The following is an 18,689-nucleotide window of genomic DNA, read 5'->3' on the forward strand; positions in this document are numbered from 1 at the left end:
AAAGGTATCAACATGCTCGTAGTCAAAGATCTGCACGTTTCGGTGGAAGGCAAGGAAATCCTCAAGGGTCTCGATCTGACCATCAACAAGGGTGAAGTCCACGCCATCATGGGCCCGAACGGCGCAGGCAAGTCCACGCTGTCTTCCGTGATCGCCGGCAAGGACGGCTATGAAGTGACCTCGGGCACCATTACCTACGAAGGTGAGGATGTGCTGGAGATGGAAGTCGAAGAGCGTGCGCGTGCCGGCATGCTGCTGGGCTTCCAGTACCCGGTGGAAATCCCGGGGGTCAAGAACGTCTACCTGCTCAAGGCGGCGCTGAATGCCAAGCGTGAAGCCGAAGGCCTGGGCGAGATTCCGGCCCCGGAATTCATGAAGCTGATCCGCGAGAAGCTGGCCTTCATGCAGATGGACGCCAGCTTCCTGCAGCGCGCCGTCAACGAAGGCTTCTCCGGCGGTGAGAAGAAGCGCAACGAGATCCTGCAGATGCTGGTGCTGGAACCGAAGCTCGCCATGCTCGACGAGATCGACTCCGGCCTCGACATCGATGCTCTCAAGGTCGTCGCCAAGGGCGTCAACTCGCTGCGCAACGAAGACCGCGCCGTGCTGATGGTCACCCACTACCAGCGTCTGCTCGAGCACATCGTGCCGGACCAGATCCACGTGCTGATGGATGGCCGCATCGTCAAGTCCGGCGACAAGTCGCTGGCACTCGAACTCGAAGCCCAGGGCTATGACTGGCTGCAGGAGGAAACCGCGTAATGACAGCACTTGCTACCGCGTCCGTCCCCGGCAGCGAAGCCTTCGCCAGCGAATTCGCTGCCCGCAAGGCTCGCTTTGCGGCCGATCCGAGCTGGATGGCCGCCCGCCGTCAGGCCGGCATCGCCCGCTTTGAAGCCCTCGGCCTGCCGACCCGCAAGGTCGAGGCCTGGAAGTACACCGACACCCAGGCACTGGGTCGTCAGCAATATCGTCTCGCCGACGATGCAAGCCTCGCGCCGGCCGTGAAGGATGCGCTGGCTCTCGACGTCGACGCCTACCGTCTGGTGTTCGTCGATGGCCTCTACAATGCCGAGCTGTCCGATGTGGCAGGCCTGCCCGACACCGTGCGTGTCGTGCCGCTGTCTGACGCCATCGTCAATCAGCCGGAAGTCATCGGCGGCTCGCTGAATCGCCTGACCGGCATCGATTTCACGCCGTTCGTGGCGCTGAACTCCGCCTTCACCGAAGAGGGTGCGGTGATTCAGGTCGGCCCGCGCACGGTGCTCGACAAGCCGGTCTACGTGCTGTTCCTGTCGCGTGCCGCCGTCGAAGGCCAGCCCGTGACCATGAGCCACCCGCGTCTGCTGGTGCAGCTGGGCAGCCGCGCTGAAGCCAGCGTGATCGAGCATCACATCGGTGAGAGCGGCGCGACCAACTTCACCAACATGGTCAGCGAAGTGATGCTGGAGCGCGGCGCCGTGCTCAATCACTACAAGCTGGGCGAAGCCGCCACCGGCGAGACGCATATCGCCTCGCTGCAAGTCGAGCAGCCGCGTGACAGCCAGTATCGCTCCATCAACCTGAACACCGGTGGTGGTCTGGTGCGCAACGACATCGTCTGCGACCTGAACGGCAACAACGCCCATGCACGCCTCGATGGCCTGTTCTTCGGTCGTGATCGCCAGCACGTGGACACCCACTCGCTGGTCAATCACAACGAGGCTCTGACGTTCTCCGACGAGAACTACAAGGGTATCCTGGCCGACCGTGCCCGCGGCGTCTTCAATGGCCGCGTGCTGGTCAAGCGCGACAGCCAGCAGATCGAGGCGCATCAGAACAACGCCAACCTGCTGCTGTCGGACCGCGCCGAGATCAACACCAAGCCGGAACTCGAGATCTACGCCGACGACGTCAAGTGCTCCCACGGCACCACGACCGGTCAGCTCGACGAGACCGCCGTGTTCGCGCTGCGCGCCCGTGGCATCGATGAGCAGACCGCCCGTGGCCTTTTGACCCTGGCCTTCGCCAACGAAGTCATGACCGGTCTGGGCATCGACGCCATCGCCGAGCGCATCGAGCGCAGTGTCGCGGGACGCCTGCCGTCACGCTTCCACCTCGATGAGCTGGTCGATCTCAGCGTCGAGCTGGGTGGTGGCGCCGTGGCGGTGGCACGTGATGAGGACTTTGCATGAGCGCACTCGACAACCTGATGCTTGACGTCGTGCGGGTACGCGAGGATTTTCCGATCCTCGAGCGTCGCGTGCATGGTGATGTGCCGCTGATCTATCTGGACAGCGCCGCCACCAGTCAAACGCCGACCGCCGTCATCGACGCGATGAGCGACTACTACCGCAAGACCAATGCCAACATCCACCGGGGTCTGCATACCCTGGCGGATGAGGCGACGGCGGCCTTCGAAGGCACGCGTGAGAAGGTGCGCAGCTTCATCAATGCGCGCCTGACGCGGGAAGTCATCTTCACGCGTGGCACCACCGAGGCGATCAATCTGGTCGCCAATAGCTGGGGGGCCAACTGGCTGAATGCCGGCGATGAAGTGCTGATCTCGGTGATGGAGCATCACGCCAACATCGTGCCGTGGCAGCTTCTGGCCGAGCGTCTCGATATCGTCATCAAGGTCATCCCGTGTGACGACGATGGCGTGCTCGACATGGCGGCTTACCGCGACCTGCTGGGCGAGAAGACGCGCCTGGTCTGCGTCAATCAGGTCTCCAACGCCCTGGGCAGCATCAACCCGGTGGCCGAGATGGCGAAGCTGGCACACGCTCACGACGCACTGATTCTGGTCGATGGCGCCCAGGCGGTGCCGCATCAGCAGGTCGATGTGCGCGAGATCGATGCTGACTTCTATGTCTTCTCGGGCCACAAGATGTACGGCCCGACCGGCATCGGTGTGCTCTACGGCAAGGAAGCGCTGCTGGAGGCGATGCCGCCGTGGCAGGGTGGTGGTGAGATGATCCGCACGGTGTCGTTCGAGAATGGCACCCTGTTCGCGGACCTGCCGCACAAGTTCGAGGCCGGCACGCCGCCCATCGCCGAGGTCATCGGGCTGGGCAAGGCCATCGACTGGCTGGACTGCACCCACATGGCGCTGATCACGCGCTGGGAACAGCAGCTGATGCGCCATGCCAGCGAGCGCATGCGCGAAGTGGACGGCCTGCGCATCATCGGCAACTCGCCTGACAAGGCGGGCGCGATCTCCTTCGTGGTCGATGGTGCCCACGCCCAGGATATCGGTCTGCTGATCGACCAGCTGGGGGTCGCCATCCGTACCGGCCACCACTGCGCGCAGCCGGTGCTGCGTCGCTTCGGTGTCGATGCCACCTGTCGGGCCTCCTTCGCGGCCTACAACACGCCGGAAGAGATCGACATGTTCGTCGATGCCCTGCAGCGTGTGCTGACCATGGTGCGCTGAGCACCACCCTGCGGTGGCCCTGACGGGCGCTGATCAATGAGGCTCGCGCATGGCGGGCCTCATTGGTATCGGCACTTGCCAGGGGATGTTGTCACCCGCACGTCTTGAGTGAACCAACAGAATTCACGAGCCGCATGCCTGTCATGCGGATCGGCAAGGAGAGGGCATGAGCCACACTGAAGACCAGCTGGCCAGCCTCGGCAAGGGCCAGAAGATGCCGTTGCAGCGGGACGTGGAGGGCATCTCGGTACCGTTCGGCAAGTCGGTGACCCTGCACGAGGACTCGGTGGTCGAAGTCATGCAGGCCAAGGGCGGCACCGTCAGCGTTGCCTTCGAGGGTCGCATGTACCTGATCGAGAGCTTCAGCCTCGATGCGCTGGGGCTGGACGCCGTGCCGCGTCCGCATCTGCCTGCCGGCCAGAGCGATGCCGACATCGAGGCCTTCGTCTGGGCCCAGCTGCGCACCTGCTTCGACCCCGAGATCCCGGTCGACATCGTCGAGCTGGGGCTGGTCTATGGCTGTCGTATCGACACCCTGATCAGCGGCGAGAAGATGGTCAATCTCAAGATGACGTTGACCGCGCCGGGCTGCGGCATGGGCAACGTCATCGCCGAGGACGCCAAGCGCAAGATTCTCGGCGCCGAGGATGTCTCCAAGGTCCACGTCGAGATCGTGTTCTCGCCTGCCTGGTCGCGCGAGATGATGAGTGAGGACGCCCGCCTGGAACTGGGCATGTTCTGAGCATCATCAGCGCACCTTAGTCGTCTGCTGTTGTCGCCCTTTACTCTCTGCGGCCCCCTGGAGGCCTTGCATGGCCGTCAGTCGCAGTAACACTTGGGCGAGATGCAGCAAACGCAACCGGATGGGCGGGAACCTCTCGTCCATCCGGCTATCCAATTCACGTTGCTGAGCGTCCGGGCAAGTTGCTGCCTCGGGCCGCGTCGGCACGTCCGTTTGACGGTTTCCCGTATCACCTGCCTCAAGGAAGACTCCCCAATGCGATTCCAGACTGCGCTGCGCACCCTGACCGCCACCCTGATCCTGAGCACCGCTGCCAGCGCGCAGGCCGCCTGGAAGCTGGATGGCGATGTGTCACAGCTGAGCTTCCAGACCACCAAGATGGCCAAGTCGGGCGCCAGCACCGTCGAGACGGATGCTTTCACCTCCTGGCGGGCGCGCGTCAATGACGCCGGTCAGCTGTCGGTGGAGATCGACCTCGACTCCGCCAGTACCGGCATCGACATTCGTGACCAGCGCGTCAGCGAGAAGCTGTTCGAGTCCGGCACCTATCCGTTGGCCGTGATGACCGCCAGTCTCGACATGCCGACCCTCAAGGTGATGGAGCCGGGTGATACTCAGAAGGTGGATGTCGAAGGCCAGCTGACGCTGCACGACAACACCCAGAACCTGCCGATGAGCCTGCAGGTGACGCGCCTGCGCGGCGATCGCTGGCTGGTGCAGACCCTCACGCCTGTGATGGTCGATGCTGAGCAGTTCGCGCTGGTTGATGGCATTCGCACCCTGCGTGATCTGGCCGGGCTTGGCAACATCGCGACCCAGGTGCCAGTCAACGTCAAGGCCGTGATGGTGCAGGAAGACTGAGCGGAGTCACCCGCATGCGTGGCCGGGGAACAGTCAGTGCTGGCAGAGCCTCGGCCGCTTGGGTAGGCTGGGCGCTCATGCCTGCACGATGTGACGGTAGCGGCAGGAAAGACAGGCAGGGATGGGCGTGAGGAAGAGATGCAGCGAGTGATCATGCGGGCTGGCTGGACCATCGTCGGTCTGCTGGCCGCCGGTGCAATGACGGTGGTCGGGCTCAACCTCTGGGTCGTGATGGCAACGCACGATCGCATTGCCACGTCACCGCTGACCTGTCAGAGCCGTGAAGTGGGGATCGTGTTCGGCACCTCCCACGGCCTGGTGGGCGGGGGCAGCAATCCACACTATCAGGCGCGCCTCGATACCGCCGCCCAGCTCTACCGCCTGCGCCGCGTCTCCAACCTGCTGCTCTCGGGAGACAACCGCACGCGTTACTACAATGAGCCGATGACCATGTGGCGTGATCTGCGAGCGCGCAACGTGCCGCAGGAGTTCATGACGCTCGATTACGCGGGCTTCTCCACCTTCGATACCCTCGTGCGAGCGCACAAGGTCTTCGGTGTCGACGAGGCGGTGCTGGTCACCCAGCCGTGGCATTTGCCGCGTGCGCTGTTCATCGCCGATGCGCTGGGTCTGGAGGCTGTAGGCTGTCCGGCCATCTCCGAGCGCCAGCCGCCGGGGCTCAAGCTGATGCTGCGCGAGTGGCTGGCCCGTGCGGCGACAGTCGGTGATCTCTACCTGTGGGGGCGCAAGCCGCGCTTCCTCGGTCCGCAGGAGTCGCTGCCGACGCCGGTGTTGTCATCGCACTCATCTTCGCAACCCTCGTCATCTCACTCCTCAGACAAGCACGTGATGTCGCCGTCGGAGGCCTCCGTGATAGCCGGAGCAGGGCAGCAGGCCGCTGTCAGTCGTGATGTGGCGGATGGAGTGGATGTGACGAATGAAGAGAACGCTGCCGACACGCCGGACCCGCATCCCCTCGCGCGTCAGGCGCAGGCAAGCCTGCTGGCGAGTCTACCCGGAGTGAAGCAGGCATTGCTCCAGTGGCTGCCTGTCAGGTCTGATACGAACTAGCCGCGTATCGCTGCCGCGGCGCACAGGGTCAATACGAAGACGCCCCGCACTTCCTTTGGAAGGCGGGGCGTCTTGCGTTCACGGCCTGGCGGCGCGGGCAGGTGGCTAGCCGGCGCGGCGGCGGGCGGCCTGACCTGTCTGGTGACGGTACAGCTCGCGAATCAGATGGCGGCAGTTGTGGAAGATGCCTTCCAGTACCTTTTCCATGCTGTCAGGCAGCGGATGCGTGAAGGCGGTCGAGCAGGCCTGCATCAGGACGCGTTCCTGTTCGAGCAACTCGTTGATCAGCACCTGATTGTCATTGCCGACGATGCTCTTCAGGCGACTCCACAGCCACATGTAGTCATCGCGCTCGACATCGGCGTCGCGCGGCATCAGGCTCAGATGCTTGCGTGTCTCGACTTCCAGGGCCTGTTTGAGCTCGACACGGCTCGCATAGAAGGGCTCGAAGGCCTTCAGGAGCGCGGGACGCAGCCGTTCGGCGTTATCCTCGAAATAATCAAGACTGTCTGCCAGGGCTTCCTGGACGCTATCCATCGCCACCTGGCGATTGTCGAGAAACATGGGCGGTCACCTCCTCCGTCAGAAGAGATTGTGCGGGTGAAAACAGTGTTTTTCTACCCCTGAAGGGCAGAAAGTCAGGATATTTATTCCCGCACTGTCAATCCCTGCAGTTTACGACAATACAATGACGTTCTGGTGACGATCATCGTTGCCTTTCAGGCGCTGTCCTTGCCCTGTTTCCATCGCTCACGCTCGTACACGCGCGGCCATCTGACCCAGAAACGCCAAGGGTGCAGTCATGACGACCTGCACCCTTGGGAAACGTTGCGCGCAATGCCCTCAGGCTTCAGCGCTAAGGCTCAAGCCCTCAGCCCTTGGGCTTGGGCGGAATCTTCTTGGCCGGCGCGGCGGACTTGGCGATGTGATCGATGATCAGACCGGCGATGTCCTTGCCGGTGGCCGTCTCGATCCCCTGCAGGCCCGGCGAGGAGTTCACTTCCATGATCACCGGGCCATGGTTGGCGCGCAGCAGGTCGACACCGGCGACGGACAGGCCCATGGCCTTGGCGGCGCGGATGGCGGTGGAGCGCTCTTCCGGCGTGATGCGGATCTCGCTCGCGGTGCCGCCACGGTGCAGGTTGGAGCGGAACTCGCCATCGGCTGCCTGACGCTTCATGGACGCCACCACCTTGTCACCCACCACCAGGCAGCGGATGTCGGCGCCACGCGCTTCCTTGATGTATTCCTGCACCATGATGTTGGCTTTCATGCCCATGAAGGCCTGGATCACGCTCTCGGCGGCCTGGTTGGTCTCGGCGAGCACCACGCCGATGCCCTGGGTGCCTTCCAGTAGCTTGATGACCAGCGGCGCGCCCTTGACCATGGTGATCAGGTCGGGGATGTCATCCGGCGAATGCGCGAAGCCGGTGACCGGCAGGCCCAGGCCCTTGCGCGACAGCAGCTGCAGGGAGCGCAGCTTGTCGCGTGAGCGGGAGATGGCCACGGAATCATTGACCACGTAGGTGCCCATCATCTCGAACTGACGCAGCACGGCGCAGCCATAGAAGGTGACGGAGGCACCGATGCGCGGCACGACAGCGTCGAAGTGCTCGATCTCGGCGCCCTTGTAATGGATGGACGGGCGGTGCGAGGCGATGTTCATGTAGCAACGCAGCGTGTCCACCACGCGCGCGGTGTGGCCACGTGCCTCGGCGGCCTCGATCAGGCGACGGGTGGAGTAGAGGCGTGAGTTACGTGACAGGATACCGATATGCATGAAATCCTCCGGAGCCGAATGGGCCAGACAGAGATAGGAATGAATCAGAACAAGACTGACGTGATGCCCGTCAGGAGGCGTGGTATTCGCCGGTGAAGCCTTTGTTGTCTCGAGGCGTCACGCGATGCAGATGGCAGCGGGGCCAGCGTCTTGAGGCGAGATGCCGAAGCATGCCGCCGCGCGCCTGGCTGGTGCCGTCAGGGTTCGCCATGCAGATAGGCGGCGCCCGGTGCGACCAGCAGGCGACGCAGGGCACGGCGCCCCAGCAGAATGGGGTGACGCATCTGGGAGCGGTCCACCAGCGTCATGTCGATATCGTAGTCGAGCCCGGCCAGCTTCATGCGCGAGCGGATCGCGTAGCGCCATTCGGCCTGACCATTGGATGAGCGCACGCGGCGGCGATCATGCACCGGCGTCTCGACCGTATGCGGCGGGGAGTCGCTACCGCCGGTCCGGGTGATGAAGCGAACCCACAGATCATCGTTGTGTTCGAAGACCTCGATGCTCTCGGCATGCAGCGCACTGGAATGCGCACCGGTGTCGATCTTGGCATTGAGGTGCAGCTTGAGTTCCGGCAGCTCGATCAGCTCACGCCGACCCACCACGCCGCGCGGACGAAAGCCCAGCAGGTCATGATTCAGTGTCTTGAGATCGAGGGGCGGTGCCTTGTCGATGTGATGACGCGAAGTGTTCTTGTGATGCGACATGTTTCATCCTGAATCAGAGGGCGTGAGCGAAGCGGGCAGCGGCTCACGGCATGAAGACACCGGGCAGGCGCGGCACAACGTAATGTGCGTTGCCGGCATGGCGGGGTAATGGCCAGGCGGGCGCGCAGCATAGTCACTTAACGTACTGACAGCAATCCTTGCTGAAGCCTCTTTTTTCGCCTCACGAATCGGAGATGACGGTGGCGCTGACAATGCCCGGCAAAACCGCCCCGGGCACGCGGTCATGGCACGCGGTCATGGCGCGCTTTCATCGCCGCCAGACGCCTCGCTTGCGGGCGCTGGGCAAGTCACCCACGGCCACAGGCGCGGGTGACATCGTGCCGGTGGCGCGTCGCAACTTGCCCTGTTCACCGGTGCCGATCAGCCCCGATTCCATGCCTTGAGCAAGTGTCCGATAGAGTGTCTGTTCAAGTGTCCGATCAAGTGTCGTGGGTTATGCGCATGATCTCAAGCACTGTCACCTGCGGGCATGCCCGGCGTCAATGACGCGGGGCAGGATTGCCGGTATCGGCCTGGCGGGTCAGGGCGGCGAGCGCCTGACCCAGCGGGCTGTCCGCACTTGCGTTGCGCAGCGTCATCAGCACCGGCAGACGCAGACGCGGAATCAGGGCGAGGTCGCGGGCCAGGGCGGCGAAGTTGGCCTGCGGGCAGCTGGCCAGGCGGGTCAGGAAGGCCGGCAGACGTTCGGCATCTTCCAGGTGGGCGTAGCCGCGCGCAGCGATTGCGACCAGCACGTCGACATTGACGGCCTCGTCGTCGGCCAGCAGGGCATCGATCCACTCCGCCGCCGCAGGCCGTGGGCTGGCACCGGCGGCCCGCAGGCAGGCGCACAGCGTCTCCAGGTCCCCCAGGTCACGCGCGGCCTGGCCACGTGCGATCAGGGCGGAGAGCAGCTCGGTCTCGTATTCCTCAGGCAGCTGGCCAGCCAGCTGGGCATGGGCGGGCGGTGCCTGCTCCAGACACAGCGCGATGGCGCGCAGCGGCGTGTCCGGCAGATCAGCCAGACGCTGCACGAAGGCGGCGGCAAGCTCGCCGGACAGCTCGCCGCGTCGTGTCAGCACGTCGGCGATGCCCTGCAGGCCGAGTGACGGCCAGTCATCCAGCGGTAGCTGGGCGGTGAGATACTGCTCGGCGAGCTCGTAGTACTGGCTGGCAGGGCAGTCACAATCGAGGCTGGCACGGGCGTGCAGCATGGCGCGCAGGCTGTCGTCCGGCGTGAAGGCCAGCGGGTTGTCCTGCATCAGGTTGTCGATCTTGCCTGCCTCGGCCTGCTGGAGATCAGGCCGGCCGACGGTCAGCGCCGTCTGACCCAGCGTCGTGATCAGGCGTTCGAGGAAGGCGTCGCGTTGTGCGGGAGACAGACGACCTTCCTCATCCAGCGGCAGGGCCAGAAACCACACCAGCGGATCGTCGAGCCCGGCCGGCCGGAACACGCATGCCAGGCGCGCCTGACCCTTGAAGGGCTGCTCCCACGGCTGCTGTTCGGTCTCGAAGGCTTCCAGTTGCTCAAGACTGAGCGGCGCCAGGGTGCGACCCAGGTGATAAAGGTGCAGCTCGGCGCCGGTGCGTGTGAAGAAGTTGCTCAAGGAAGAAAGAGGAGTCATGAGGCTCACCACGGCTGTGTCTCCGCCACGCCTTGGCTTGGCGTGCGGAAGAACGGAAGAAAAGAGTCTTGTCGAGCATCATTGCCAGGCGTGGCATGTGTCGTTGAGTGACAGCTGCCGGCGCGTGACATGTGCCTGAGCATGTCTGGAATGGCAGCGACTTTAGCGATTCACCGGCTGTCATGCCACCCGCTGGCGTGTGATGGCGGCCAGAGGGAAGAGGGCGACCTGATCCTATTATGGCCGCTCTTTCGACCCGTGACGGCTTGACAGATGACGCGGCACCTCAAGTCCCGGTGAGCGTTTTGCAGGTTGATGATTTTTTGATCAATTTTCGTCATCCCACGGCTGGCGCGGCTTGCAGCGTGACCGAGACGGGTTATCCACAGCATCGTCCACGGATGGCGTGAATAACTGTCATCCACTTGTCGTCAGGCTGACATCTAACGCTGCAGGTAGCCCAGACGGCGTCACTGGCCCGCCATGACAGGCATGCTAGAATCGCGCTCATTGACAGGAATGCTGTCTTATTCCTTCTGGTTATGACCTTAAGGGATGAAATGATTGGGAATGCGGGGCAGTCCCGTTATCCTATACAACCAAATCACATATAAAAGGCTGTGCTTATACCTGTTCTGTTGGCTCGACATCCGCGTTCAACCGAATGTCAGCGACCGTCCAGCGCCAATGGCCCAGTCTTGCGATCCACGAGGAATCCCGATGCGCCAATCACGTTCGCTCGCAGCTGTCTTCTCTTCTACCGCTCTCAAGGGCGCCGTGATGGCTGCCGCGCTGGGCGCGACCACCCTGGGCAGCCTGGCGGCACAGGCTGACACCCTCAAGGTCGGCATGTCGGGCGGCTACTTCCCGTTCACCTTCGTCAAGCAGGACAAGCTGCAGGGCTTTGAGGTGGATGTCCTCAACGCCGTCGGTGAGATCACCGGCGACGACATCGAATTCGTGACCATGAGCTTCTCCGGCCTGATCGGCTCGCTGGAAGCCGGCCGCATCGATACCGTGGCCAACCAGATCACCATCACCGATGCGCGTAAGGCCAAGTTCGCCTTCACCCAGCCCTACGTCTACGACGGGGCCCAGGTGGTCAAGCGTCGCGGCAATGACGAGATCACCGGCGTCGAGTCCCTCAAGGGCCACAGCGTGGCGGTCAATCTGGGCTCCAACTACGAAGCGCTGATGAAAGAGCTGCCCTACGCCGACCAGATCGACATCAAGACCTATGAGTCCAACATCGAGCAGGACACCGCCCTGGGCCGTGTCGATGCCTTCGTGATGGACCGCGTCAGCGCAAGCCAGGTGATCCAGAAGACGCCGCTGCCGCTGGAACTGGCTGGCAAGCCGTTCTCGCGTCTCGAGAACGCACTGCCGTTCCGCAAGGACGCCGAAGGCGAGGCCAAGCGTGACGAGGTGGATGCCGCGCTGACCGAGCTCAAGGAAAATGGCCGTCTGGCCGAGATTTCCAACAAGTGGTTCGGCAACGACATCACCACGCCTTGAACATTGCCCGCTGCGCCCTGATACAAGGGCGCATGCCAGGATGTCATGTGCAAACGGGGTGACGGCTTGACCGTCGCCCCGTTGTCGTCATGTCGACGGGTGTCTTTCCAGACCCTCAGCCAAGCCCCCAGCCTGTCCGGATAACGAATGGATACTCTCAATATCGATTACATGCTTGGCCTGTTGCCGGTCATGCTCAAATACCTGCCACTGACACTCAAGATGGCCTGTATCGGCATGGTGGCCGCGCTGGTACTGGCTTCGCTGTTGGCGGTAGTGCGGGTGCTCAAGGTGCCGGTGCTGAATGCGCTGACCATCGTGTTCATCTCCTTCTTCCGCGGCACGCCGCTGCTGGTGCAGTTGTTCCTGTTCTATTACGGCCTGCCGCAGGTGATGGCGTTCCTGACCCAGATCGATGGCGTCACCGCGACGATTCTCGGCCTGACGCTGCACTTCTCGGCCTACATGGCCGAATCCATCCGCGCCGCCATCGTCGGGGTCGATCGCAGCCAGACCGAAGCGGCGCTCTCGATCGGCATGACCAATGTCCAGCTGATGCGGCGCATCGTGCTGCCCCAGGCGGCCCGCGTGGCGGCCCCCACGCTGATGAACTACTTCGTGGACATGATCAAGTCCACGTCGCTGGCCTTCACGCTGGGGGTGACCGAGTTGATGGGCGCGACCCAGAAGGAAGCGGCCAGCAGCTTCCTGTACTTTGAATCCTTCATCATGGTGGCCATCGTCTACTGGGTGATGGTGGAAGGGCTGTCCTTCGTGCAGCGCTGGATGGAGAAACGTCTCAACAAGGCCTATCAGCGATGATTGCAGTCAGAAACCTGGTCAAGAAATTCGGCGGGCAGGCCGTGCTCGATGGCATCACTCTGGAAGTGAAGCAGGGTGAGATCATCGTCGTCATCGGCCCGTCAGGCACCGGCAAGTCCACGCTGCTGCGCTGCATCAACTTCCTCGAGCAGCCCGATGGTGGCGAGATCCAGATCGGCGAACGCAAGGTCGAGGCCACGCGCGCCAGCCGTCACGACATTCTGGGACTGCGTCGCAGCAGTGCCTTCGTGTTCCAGAACTATGCGCTGTTCGCCAACAAGACGGCGCTGGAGAACATTGCCGAGGGCCTGATCGTCGTCAATGGCTGGCCCAAGGCCAAGGCGCACCAGCGGGCGCGCGAGATTCTCGAGCGTATCGGCATGAGCGAGAAGGCGGACGCCTTCCCGGCGGCTCTGTCAGGCGGTCAGCAGCAGCGTATCGGCATCGGGCGCGCCATGGCCGCCCAGGCCGAGGTGATCCTGTTCGATGAGCCGACCTCGGCACTGGACCCGGAATGGGTCGATGAGGTGCTGGAGCTGATGAAGCAGCTGGCGGTCGAGCGCCAGACCATGATCGTGGTCACCCACGAGATGCAGTTCGCGCGGGAAGTCGCCGACCGCGTCATCTTCATGGAAGGCGGACGTATCGTCGAACAGGGGCCGCCGAGTCAGCTGTTCAGTGCGCCGAAGGATGACCGTACGCGCGCCTTCCTGCGCAAGGTGCTGGATGAAGTGCCGCCGCAGTGCGCCGAGGGAATCTGATGCTGCCCGGTTGAGGAAATGACTCTCAGGTCACGTGAGGTAACGCCTCGGGCAGTACCTGCGACAGACACAACGGCCACCGCGATATCCTTCGCGGTGGCCGTTGTCGTTTCTCTGGCGGTGATCATTGATCCGCTTCTGGTGTTGCAGGGCGCGTTCAGGGCGACGCTTCATGGGGCCGCAGCGCGTGGCTAGCCATGGCGGGGCATCGAACGCACCTTGTCGAAGGCTTCCTGAAGCGCCATCGAGACGCGCTCTTCCAGCAGCTCCTGTTCGGCGGGCGCCATGTAGAACGCCATGTCGACGTCGTGGCGGATATAGCGGGGCGCCAGCTGATTGAGCGCGATGCAGGCCACGTCTTCGCGGCTGTCGACATCCATGGCGTGGCTATCGGGATGCAAGCGCAGCTGGTCGAGCACCAGCTGCTCCATGTAGTTGTGTACGCCTGCGCTTTCCATGTGTATTGCCTCCTGGTGATGGGTGCTATCTCCCATGCAGGGCCGTGCCCCCTGACATGTCGGTCCCTTCAGTGTGCTCAGCAGTATCTTCATCCGAGCTGACTCTCTGTGACGCTCTCCCATCCACTCGCCAGCGCGGTTGCTGGCGGCAGGACAGCAGGCGGCGGAGTCTTGGGTGTCGCCTGCCGCTCAAGGTCTTTCAGCCGGTCAGCAGGCGGGTTTCCGCCTCTTCAATATGATCAGCCAGTCCCGATAATACCAGTGTATCGCCACACGCCAGCGTCAGGTCGCCGGTGGGTTCTTCCAGGTTCTCGCCACTGGCGCGCACCACGCGTGAGACGAGAATGCCGCACACTTCCGGCAGGGCGATGTCGTCCAGTCGCCGGCCACAGGCCCAGGCATCGGCGGTCAGCGTCAGCGGATGACGCCGCAGCAGCGGGTTGCCGCGTTTGTCGGTCAGCTGGGACTGCTGACCATGAAAATAGCCATGCAGCATGCTGTAGCGCGCCTCGCGCGCATTCTGGATCGAGCGCGCCACGCGGCGGAAGGGTACCTCGAGATTGACCAGTACATGCGAGACCAGCATCAGTGAGCCCTCGAGCACCTCGGGAATCACCTCGGTGGCCCCGGCGGCCTTGTAGGTCTCGAGGTCCGCGTCATCCTGGGTGCGCACCAGCACCTTGAGGTTCTCGAGCTCCAACGGCTGGATGGCGCGCAGAATGGCCAGCGCGTGCGAGAGCTGATTGACGGTAATCACCACCTGACGGGCGCGCTCGATACCGAGTGCGCGCAGGATTTCCAGTCGCTGCGCATCACCGAACACCACCGGCTCGCCGGCGCTGGCGGCCTCGTGGACGCGGATGGGGTCGGCATCGATGGCGATCCACTCAAGTTTCTCCTGAGTGAGAAATCGCCCCACCGTCTGGCCGACACGCCCGAAGCCGCACACGATGACATGGCCACTGAGCGGGGCGGTGGCGGCGCTCAGCTCCGCGGTGGTGTGCGGGTTCTCCTGAGTGGGCGTGGTGGAGCGGCACAGGCGGCGCGTCAGTTGCTGGTTGTGGCGAATCAGGCTCGGCGTGACCACCAGCGAGCCGATGATGATCGCCACCACCAGGCCCACGGTCTCGTTGTCCATCAGGCGTTGCTGACTGGCCAGGGCCAGCAGCGCGAAGCCGAATTCACCGCCCTGGGACAGCACCAGGCCAGTGCGCAGCGCGCTGTCCAGCGGGCGGCCGGAGAGGCGCGCCAGTCCGGTGATCAGCAGTGCCTTGGTCGCCAGCAGGCAGGCCACGCCGATGACGACCCAATACCATTGGGCCAGCAACACCTGCGGGTCCAGCAACATGCCCACCGAGACGAAGAACAGCCCCAGCAGGATGTCGCGGAAGGGTCGGATGTCGGCCTCGATCTGATGGCGGAAATGGCTCTCGCCGAGCATCATCCCGGCCAGGAAGGCGCCCAGCGCCATCGACAGGTGCAGGCTGTGGGTCAGCCAGGCGGAGAACAGCGCCACCAGCAGCACGGTGAGCACGAACAGCTCTTCCGAGCGCGCGCGCGAGATTTCCTGGAACACGAACGGCAGCACCCACTTGCCGATCATCAGCATCACCGCCACCAGCCCGAGCCCCTTGATGAGCATCAGGCCCAGGTCACTGAGCAGCTGGCTGCCATCACCGGCCATGGCCGGAATCAGGATCAGGAACAGCAGGGCGGCGAGATCCTGGAACAGCAGCACGCCCACGGCAGCGTGACCGTGGGGGCTGTCCAGCTCATTCCAGCGCGCCAGTTCCCGCGTGACGATGGCGGTGGAGGAAAGCCCCAGCGCGCCGGCCGCGACCAGCGCCGCCGCCGGCGACAGGCCAAGCGCCGAGCCCAGCGCCCAGAACAGGCCGCTGCATACCGCCACCTGACAGGCACCCAGCCCGAACACCGTGGTCTTGAGAGCGCGCATGCGCGGCACCGAGAATTCGAGGCCGAGCGAGAAGAGCAGAAATACCAACCCGAATTCCGACAGGAAGGCGAGTTCTTCCGGGCGACCGATCCAGCCCGCCAGATGAGGGCCGACCAGAAAGCCGACCGCCAGATAGGCCAGCACCGGCGGCAGATGCAGGCGGCGGAACAGCGCCGCGGCCACTACCGAGGCTCCCAGCAGTATCATCACATCATTGAACAGCGTGTCTGCCATGCGGCCTCCTGGCCTTCCGTGAGCATCATCGGGATAATAGCGTGAACGAACCATGCATGATTTGACGGAGGTCGCATGAACCCGACTGAACAACCCCAGGACGGCGAGATCGCCGGCAATCCCTATGACGAGCTGCGCGCGCTGCTGGCACGTCTGGAAGCGACCATGAAGGCAGCAGACCTGTGGCGCATGGACACGCCATCCCCGCAGGCCTTCATGAGTGTGGAGCCATTCTGTGTCGATCGCATGGACATGGGCCAGTGGCTGCGCTTCGTGTTCATCGCTCGTCTGGAAGCGCTGTGCGATGCCCGTGCGCCGTTCCCCGCCAAGTGTGAAGTGGCGCCGGCCATCGAGGCCTGGTTGAAGGATGCCCGCCCCGAGCGCCGCGTGGCGATGACGGAAGTGATTCGTGAGATCGACACGCTGATCACGACGCACTGATTGCCGGGCAGGCATCTCACCTCGCACCGAGCCTTCTCTACCCGACACCTCCCACTTTGCCCCTATGCAGGCGTGATGCCCTCGTATTGCGCCTCGAGACAACTGTCAGGAGCTTGCATGGCCTATTACTTCGCCTACGGCAGCAACATGAATCCGGCGCGTGTCGTGGCACGCATCGGCGAGACGCGACGGGCCGTGCATGGTTGGCTGCAAGAGCATCGCCTGAGTTTCGACAAGGCCTCTCGAGTCGAGGGTATCGCGCATGCCAACGTGCAGCCTGCGCCGGGCGAGCGCGTCGAAGGCGTGCTGTACGAGCTGCTCGAGGCCGAGCAGATCACGCTGATGGACCCCTTCGAAGGCCGCCCGCATGAATATGAGCGTTTCCTTCATCCCATCGTCACCCGTGAAGGCGTGATCGACGCCTGGGTGTATGTGGCGCTGCCCGAGCGCACCGCCGAGGGCCTCAAGCCGGCACGCGAATACCTGGAGCACCTGCTTGGCGGGCGTGACTTCCTGACGCCGAACTACTTCACGGCGCTGAGCGGCGTCGAGGCCGTGCATGCGCTGGATGACGCCACCCTGGCTCAGCTGGGCCTGTCGCGCACTACGCCGCGCTGACGGTCGCCTGATAGTTGACGGGCGCCTGTCATCTGTTTTCTGTCAGCTGTCGTGTGACAACAAAAAAGCCCGCCTCTCGTTGGAGAGGCGGGCTTTCGTGTTTCTGGTCACGCTGCGCGACTGATTGGCGTGAGCCTCAGTCCTGCGCGGCCAATGCCGGGTCCAGGTTCGTCTGGTCACGACGGCTGGCCAGCATGCCGATGATCAGCCCCGCCAGCGCCGGCGCCAGCCAGCCCAGATTCATCGAGGCCAGCGGCAGCAGCGGCTCGATGCGGTGCGAGATGGCCATCAGCGAGTCGATGCCACTGGCTTCGAAGCCATCCAGCAGGCTGACCAGCAGCGTCAGGCCCAGGGTCCAGGCGAACACGCGCGGCGCATCGTGCAGGCGCGGACGCAGGTAGGACAGCAGCGTCAGCACCAGCACCAGCGGATAGAGCGTCACCAGTACCGGAATCGAGACGCTGATCAGGGTCGAGAGGCCCAGATTGGCGATCAACGCCGAGGCCACGGCCATCACGATCACCAGCAAGCGGTAGGGCACGCTCGGCAGCAGGCGATGGAAGAACTCGCCGCAGGAGGTCAACAGGCCCACCGCGGTGGTCAGACACGCCAGGGTGATGACCAGCGCCAGGATCAGCTTGCCGGCATCGCCGAACAGTGCCTCGACGTAGACCGGGATCAGTTCGCCCTTGGCCGCTTCGCTGACCAGCGCATGACTGGTGGCGCCCATGTAGGTCAGCGGCAGGTAGACGGCGGCCAGACAGATGGCTGCGATGGCGCCGGCCCACAGGGTGTAGCGGGTCACGTCAGCGGTCGCGGTGATGCCGCGTGCCTTGATCGCCGAGACGATCAGGATGCCGAACACCATCGAGGCCAGCGCATCCATGGTCAGGTAGCCCTGCTGGAAGCCGGTCATGAACGGCGCCTCGGCCCACTCGGGACTTACCGGCCCCAGCGGCCCCTGTGGGTCGATGATGGTGAACAGCGCAATCAGCGCCAGCAGCGCGATCAGCAGCGGCGTCAGCCACTTGCCGACCACATCCATCAACTTGCCCGGGCTCAGCGCGATCAGCGTGGCGATGCCGAAGAACAGCACCGAATGCAGGGCCAGGCCGCTCTGTGCTGACATGTCGATGAAGGGGCGCATTCCCATCTCGAAGGCCACGGTGCCGGTGCGCGGAATCGCGAACATCGGCCCGATGGACAGGTAGACGGCGACGCCGAAGGCCGCGGCTGCCCACTTGGGCAACGGCGAGGTGATCTTGTCGAGGCCGCCGCCGATCACGGCCACCGCGACGATACCGGCCAGCGGCATGCCGACACCGGTGGCCAGAAAGCCCAGTGCCGCAGGCCAGAATTCGGCACCCGCGCCCTGACCCACCTGAGGCGGGAAGATGATATTGCCTGCACCCAGAAAGAGGGCAAAGGTCATGAAGCCCAGCGCCACGATATCGAGGCTGGAAAGTCGTGTTTTCACTATGACGTCCTACGGATTCAGCAGATGCGTTGCAGCAGGCGTCATCAGGTGACCGATGAGGTGGTCGGTCAGGCAAGAAGACGTGCCGAGAAGCCGTTGGCTAGCGACAGGGGTGGGTCACCAGCAGACCCGGGAGCAGCGGGGTAGTGTTGCGCGCGGGCCGAATGGCGAGATCAGGCTGACGGATTGTCGCCACCCTGATCTGACG

18 protein-coding genes are annotated in these 18,689 nt (G+C 63.7%); 11 read left to right on the plus strand and 7 right to left on the minus strand.

Annotation, left to right across the window (positions count from 1 at the left end; all coding sequences use genetic code 11):
• The first annotated feature begins 12 nt into the window (after window positions 1-12).
• The 6 genes from sufC (at window position 13) to HA399_RS05445 (ending at window position 6,089) form a co-directional block, all read left to right on the plus strand.
• A complete protein-coding gene (gene sufC, locus HA399_RS05420; RefSeq protein WP_043335213.1) occupies window positions 13-762 on the plus strand; it encodes a Fe-S cluster assembly ATPase SufC in 750 nt (249 codons plus the stop codon).
• Window positions 762-2,174 (plus strand): Fe-S cluster assembly protein SufD, encoded by a 1,413-nt coding sequence (sufD, locus tag HA399_RS05425; protein ID WP_052384761.1) that lies wholly within the window; start codon window positions 762-764, stop codon window positions 2,172-2,174. Before sufC ends, sufD begins: the two co-directional genes overlap by 1 nt.
• Window positions 2,171-3,415, plus strand: coding sequence for a cysteine desulfurase (locus HA399_RS05430; protein ID WP_043335215.1), 1,245 nt, complete (start codon window positions 2,171-2,173; stop codon window positions 3,413-3,415). Before sufD ends, HA399_RS05430 begins: the two co-directional genes overlap by 4 nt.
• Before the next feature lie 166 nt (window positions 3,416-3,581).
• Entirely contained in the window at window positions 3,582-4,157 is a 576-nt protein-coding gene (gene sufT, locus HA399_RS05435; RefSeq protein ID WP_043335218.1) for a putative Fe-S cluster assembly protein SufT, read from the plus strand.
• Window positions 4,158-4,412: 255 nt separating this feature from the next.
• Entirely contained in the window at window positions 4,413-5,018 is a 606-nt protein-coding gene (locus tag HA399_RS05440) for a YceI family protein (RefSeq protein ID WP_153635363.1), read from the plus strand.
• A gap of 138 nt (window positions 5,019-5,156) precedes the next feature.
• Window positions 5,157-6,089, plus strand: coding sequence for a vancomycin high temperature exclusion protein (locus tag HA399_RS05445; protein ID WP_404326333.1), 933 nt, complete (start codon window positions 5,157-5,159; stop codon window positions 6,087-6,089).
• A 105-nt stretch (window positions 6,090-6,194) separates the two neighbouring features.
• Here HA399_RS05445 and HA399_RS05450 read toward each other — a convergent pair whose 3' ends face one another.
• The 4 genes from HA399_RS05450 to HA399_RS05465 form a co-directional block, all read right to left on the minus strand.
• Window positions 6,195-6,653 carry a hypothetical protein gene (locus tag HA399_RS05450; protein ID WP_043335223.1) on the minus strand — a complete coding sequence of 153 codons (459 nt, stop codon included), beginning with the start codon at window positions 6,651-6,653 and terminating at the stop codon, window positions 6,195-6,197.
• A 307-nt stretch (window positions 6,654-6,960) separates the two neighbouring features.
• Window positions 6,961-7,869, minus strand: a complete 909-nt coding sequence (gene rimK / locus HA399_RS05455) for a 30S ribosomal protein S6--L-glutamate ligase (protein ID WP_043335225.1) — start codon at window positions 7,867-7,869, stop codon at window positions 6,961-6,963.
• Window positions 7,870-8,066: 197 nt separating this feature from the next.
• Window positions 8,067-8,576 carry a RimK/LysX family protein gene (locus tag HA399_RS05460; RefSeq protein ID WP_082388802.1) on the minus strand — a complete coding sequence of 170 codons (510 nt, stop codon included), beginning with the start codon at window positions 8,574-8,576 and terminating at the stop codon, window positions 8,067-8,069.
• 500 nt (window positions 8,577-9,076) lie between these two features.
• Window positions 9,077-10,201 (minus strand): DUF3549 family protein, encoded by a 1,125-nt coding sequence (locus HA399_RS05465; protein WP_404326334.1) that lies wholly within the window; start codon window positions 10,199-10,201, stop codon window positions 9,077-9,079.
• A gap of 780 nt (window positions 10,202-10,981) precedes the next feature.
• Between HA399_RS05465 and HA399_RS05470 the strand changes: the two genes are divergently transcribed.
• From HA399_RS05470 to HA399_RS05480, 3 genes are all read left to right on the plus strand, one after another.
• On the plus strand, window positions 10,982-11,716 hold the full coding sequence (locus HA399_RS05470) for an amino acid ABC transporter substrate-binding protein (RefSeq protein ID WP_043335456.1): 735 nt from the start codon (window positions 10,982-10,984) through the stop codon (window positions 11,714-11,716).
• A gap of 147 nt (window positions 11,717-11,863) precedes the next feature.
• Window positions 11,864-12,538, plus strand: coding sequence for an amino acid ABC transporter permease (locus tag HA399_RS05475; RefSeq protein WP_043335389.1), 675 nt, complete (start codon window positions 11,864-11,866; stop codon window positions 12,536-12,538).
• Window positions 12,535-13,299 carry an amino acid ABC transporter ATP-binding protein gene (locus HA399_RS05480; RefSeq protein WP_131431600.1) on the plus strand — a complete coding sequence of 255 codons (765 nt, stop codon included), beginning with the start codon at window positions 12,535-12,537 and terminating at the stop codon, window positions 13,297-13,299. Before HA399_RS05475 ends, HA399_RS05480 begins: the two co-directional genes overlap by 4 nt.
• Window positions 13,300-13,490: 191 nt before the next feature.
• On the opposite strand, the gene HA399_RS05485 is transcribed toward HA399_RS05480, so the two are convergent.
• Both HA399_RS05485 and HA399_RS05490 read right to left on the minus strand, forming a co-directional pair.
• Window positions 13,491-13,757: a late competence development ComFB family protein gene (locus HA399_RS05485; protein ID WP_054556810.1), complete on the minus strand. Its 267-nt coding sequence runs from the start codon at window positions 13,755-13,757 to the stop codon at window positions 13,491-13,493.
• 199 nt (window positions 13,758-13,956) lie between these two features.
• The gene (locus HA399_RS05490) at window positions 13,957-15,945 is read right to left on the minus strand and encodes a cation:proton antiporter (protein ID WP_082388800.1); all 1,989 of its coding nucleotides are present in this window, start codon (window positions 15,943-15,945) and stop codon (window positions 13,957-13,959) included.
• Between the two features lie 75 nt (window positions 15,946-16,020).
• On the opposite strand from HA399_RS05490, the gene HA399_RS05495 reads away from it, so the two are divergent.
• Window positions 16,021-16,386, plus strand: coding sequence for a YqcC family protein (locus HA399_RS05495; RefSeq protein WP_107335221.1), 366 nt, complete (start codon window positions 16,021-16,023; stop codon window positions 16,384-16,386).
• Window positions 16,387-16,503: 117 nt separating this feature from the next.
• A complete protein-coding gene (locus HA399_RS05500; protein WP_404326336.1) occupies window positions 16,504-17,004 on the plus strand; it encodes a gamma-glutamylcyclotransferase family protein in 501 nt (166 codons plus the stop codon).
• A gap of 136 nt (window positions 17,005-17,140) precedes the next feature.
• On the opposite strand, the gene brnQ is transcribed toward HA399_RS05500, so the two are convergent.
• Complete coding sequence (brnQ, locus tag HA399_RS05505; RefSeq protein WP_404326338.1) at window positions 17,141-18,481, minus strand: branched-chain amino acid transport system II carrier protein; 1,341 nt, start codon at window positions 18,479-18,481, stop codon at window positions 17,141-17,143.
• Window positions 18,482-18,689: the final 208 nt, after the last annotated feature.

Origin of the sequence: Cobetia sp. UIB-001, assembly GCF_044789135.1 — a bacterium.
GTDB classification, from domain to species: Bacteria; Pseudomonadota; Gammaproteobacteria; order Pseudomonadales; family Halomonadaceae; genus Cobetia; species Cobetia amphilecti.

Excerpts from the sequence above, each read along its gene's own strand:
- sufC (WP_043335213.1), top strand. The coding sequence starts at position 13 with ATGCTCGTAGTCAAAGATCTGCACGTTTCGGTGGAAGGCAAGGAAATC.
- sufD (WP_052384761.1), top strand. The coding sequence starts at position 762 with ATGACAGCACTTGCTACCGCGTCCGTCCCCGGCAGCGAAGCCTTCGCC.
- HA399_RS05430 (WP_043335215.1), top strand. The coding sequence starts at position 2,171 with ATGAGCGCACTCGACAACCTGATGCTTGACGTCGTGCGGGTACGCGAG.
- sufT (WP_043335218.1), top strand. The coding sequence starts at position 3,582 with ATGAGCCACACTGAAGACCAGCTGGCCAGCCTCGGCAAGGGCCAGAAG.
- HA399_RS05440 (WP_153635363.1), top strand. The coding sequence starts at position 4,413 with ATGCGATTCCAGACTGCGCTGCGCACCCTGACCGCCACCCTGATCCTG.
- HA399_RS05445 (WP_404326333.1), top strand. The coding sequence starts at position 5,157 with ATGCAGCGAGTGATCATGCGGGCTGGCTGGACCATCGTCGGTCTGCTG.
- HA399_RS05450 (WP_043335223.1), bottom strand. The coding sequence starts at position 6,653 with ATGTTTCTCGACAATCGCCAGGTGGCGATGGATAGCGTCCAGGAAGCC.
- rimK (WP_043335225.1), bottom strand. The coding sequence starts at position 7,869 with ATGCATATCGGTATCCTGTCACGTAACTCACGCCTCTACTCCACCCGT.
- HA399_RS05460 (WP_082388802.1), bottom strand. The coding sequence starts at position 8,576 with ATGTCGCATCACAAGAACACTTCGCGTCATCACATCGACAAGGCACCG.
- HA399_RS05465 (WP_404326334.1), bottom strand. The coding sequence starts at position 10,201 with ATGACTCCTCTTTCTTCCTTGAGCAACTTCTTCACACGCACCGGCGCC.
- HA399_RS05470 (WP_043335456.1), top strand. The coding sequence starts at position 10,982 with ATGGCTGCCGCGCTGGGCGCGACCACCCTGGGCAGCCTGGCGGCACAG.
- HA399_RS05475 (WP_043335389.1), top strand. The coding sequence starts at position 11,864 with ATGGATACTCTCAATATCGATTACATGCTTGGCCTGTTGCCGGTCATG.
- HA399_RS05480 (WP_131431600.1), top strand. The coding sequence starts at position 12,535 with ATGATTGCAGTCAGAAACCTGGTCAAGAAATTCGGCGGGCAGGCCGTG.
- HA399_RS05485 (WP_054556810.1), bottom strand. The coding sequence starts at position 13,757 with ATGGAAAGCGCAGGCGTACACAACTACATGGAGCAGCTGGTGCTCGAC.
- HA399_RS05490 (WP_082388800.1), bottom strand. The coding sequence starts at position 15,945 with ATGGCAGACACGCTGTTCAATGATGTGATGATACTGCTGGGAGCCTCG.
- HA399_RS05495 (WP_107335221.1), top strand. The coding sequence starts at position 16,021 with ATGAACCCGACTGAACAACCCCAGGACGGCGAGATCGCCGGCAATCCC.
- HA399_RS05500 (WP_404326336.1), top strand. The coding sequence starts at position 16,504 with ATGGCCTATTACTTCGCCTACGGCAGCAACATGAATCCGGCGCGTGTC.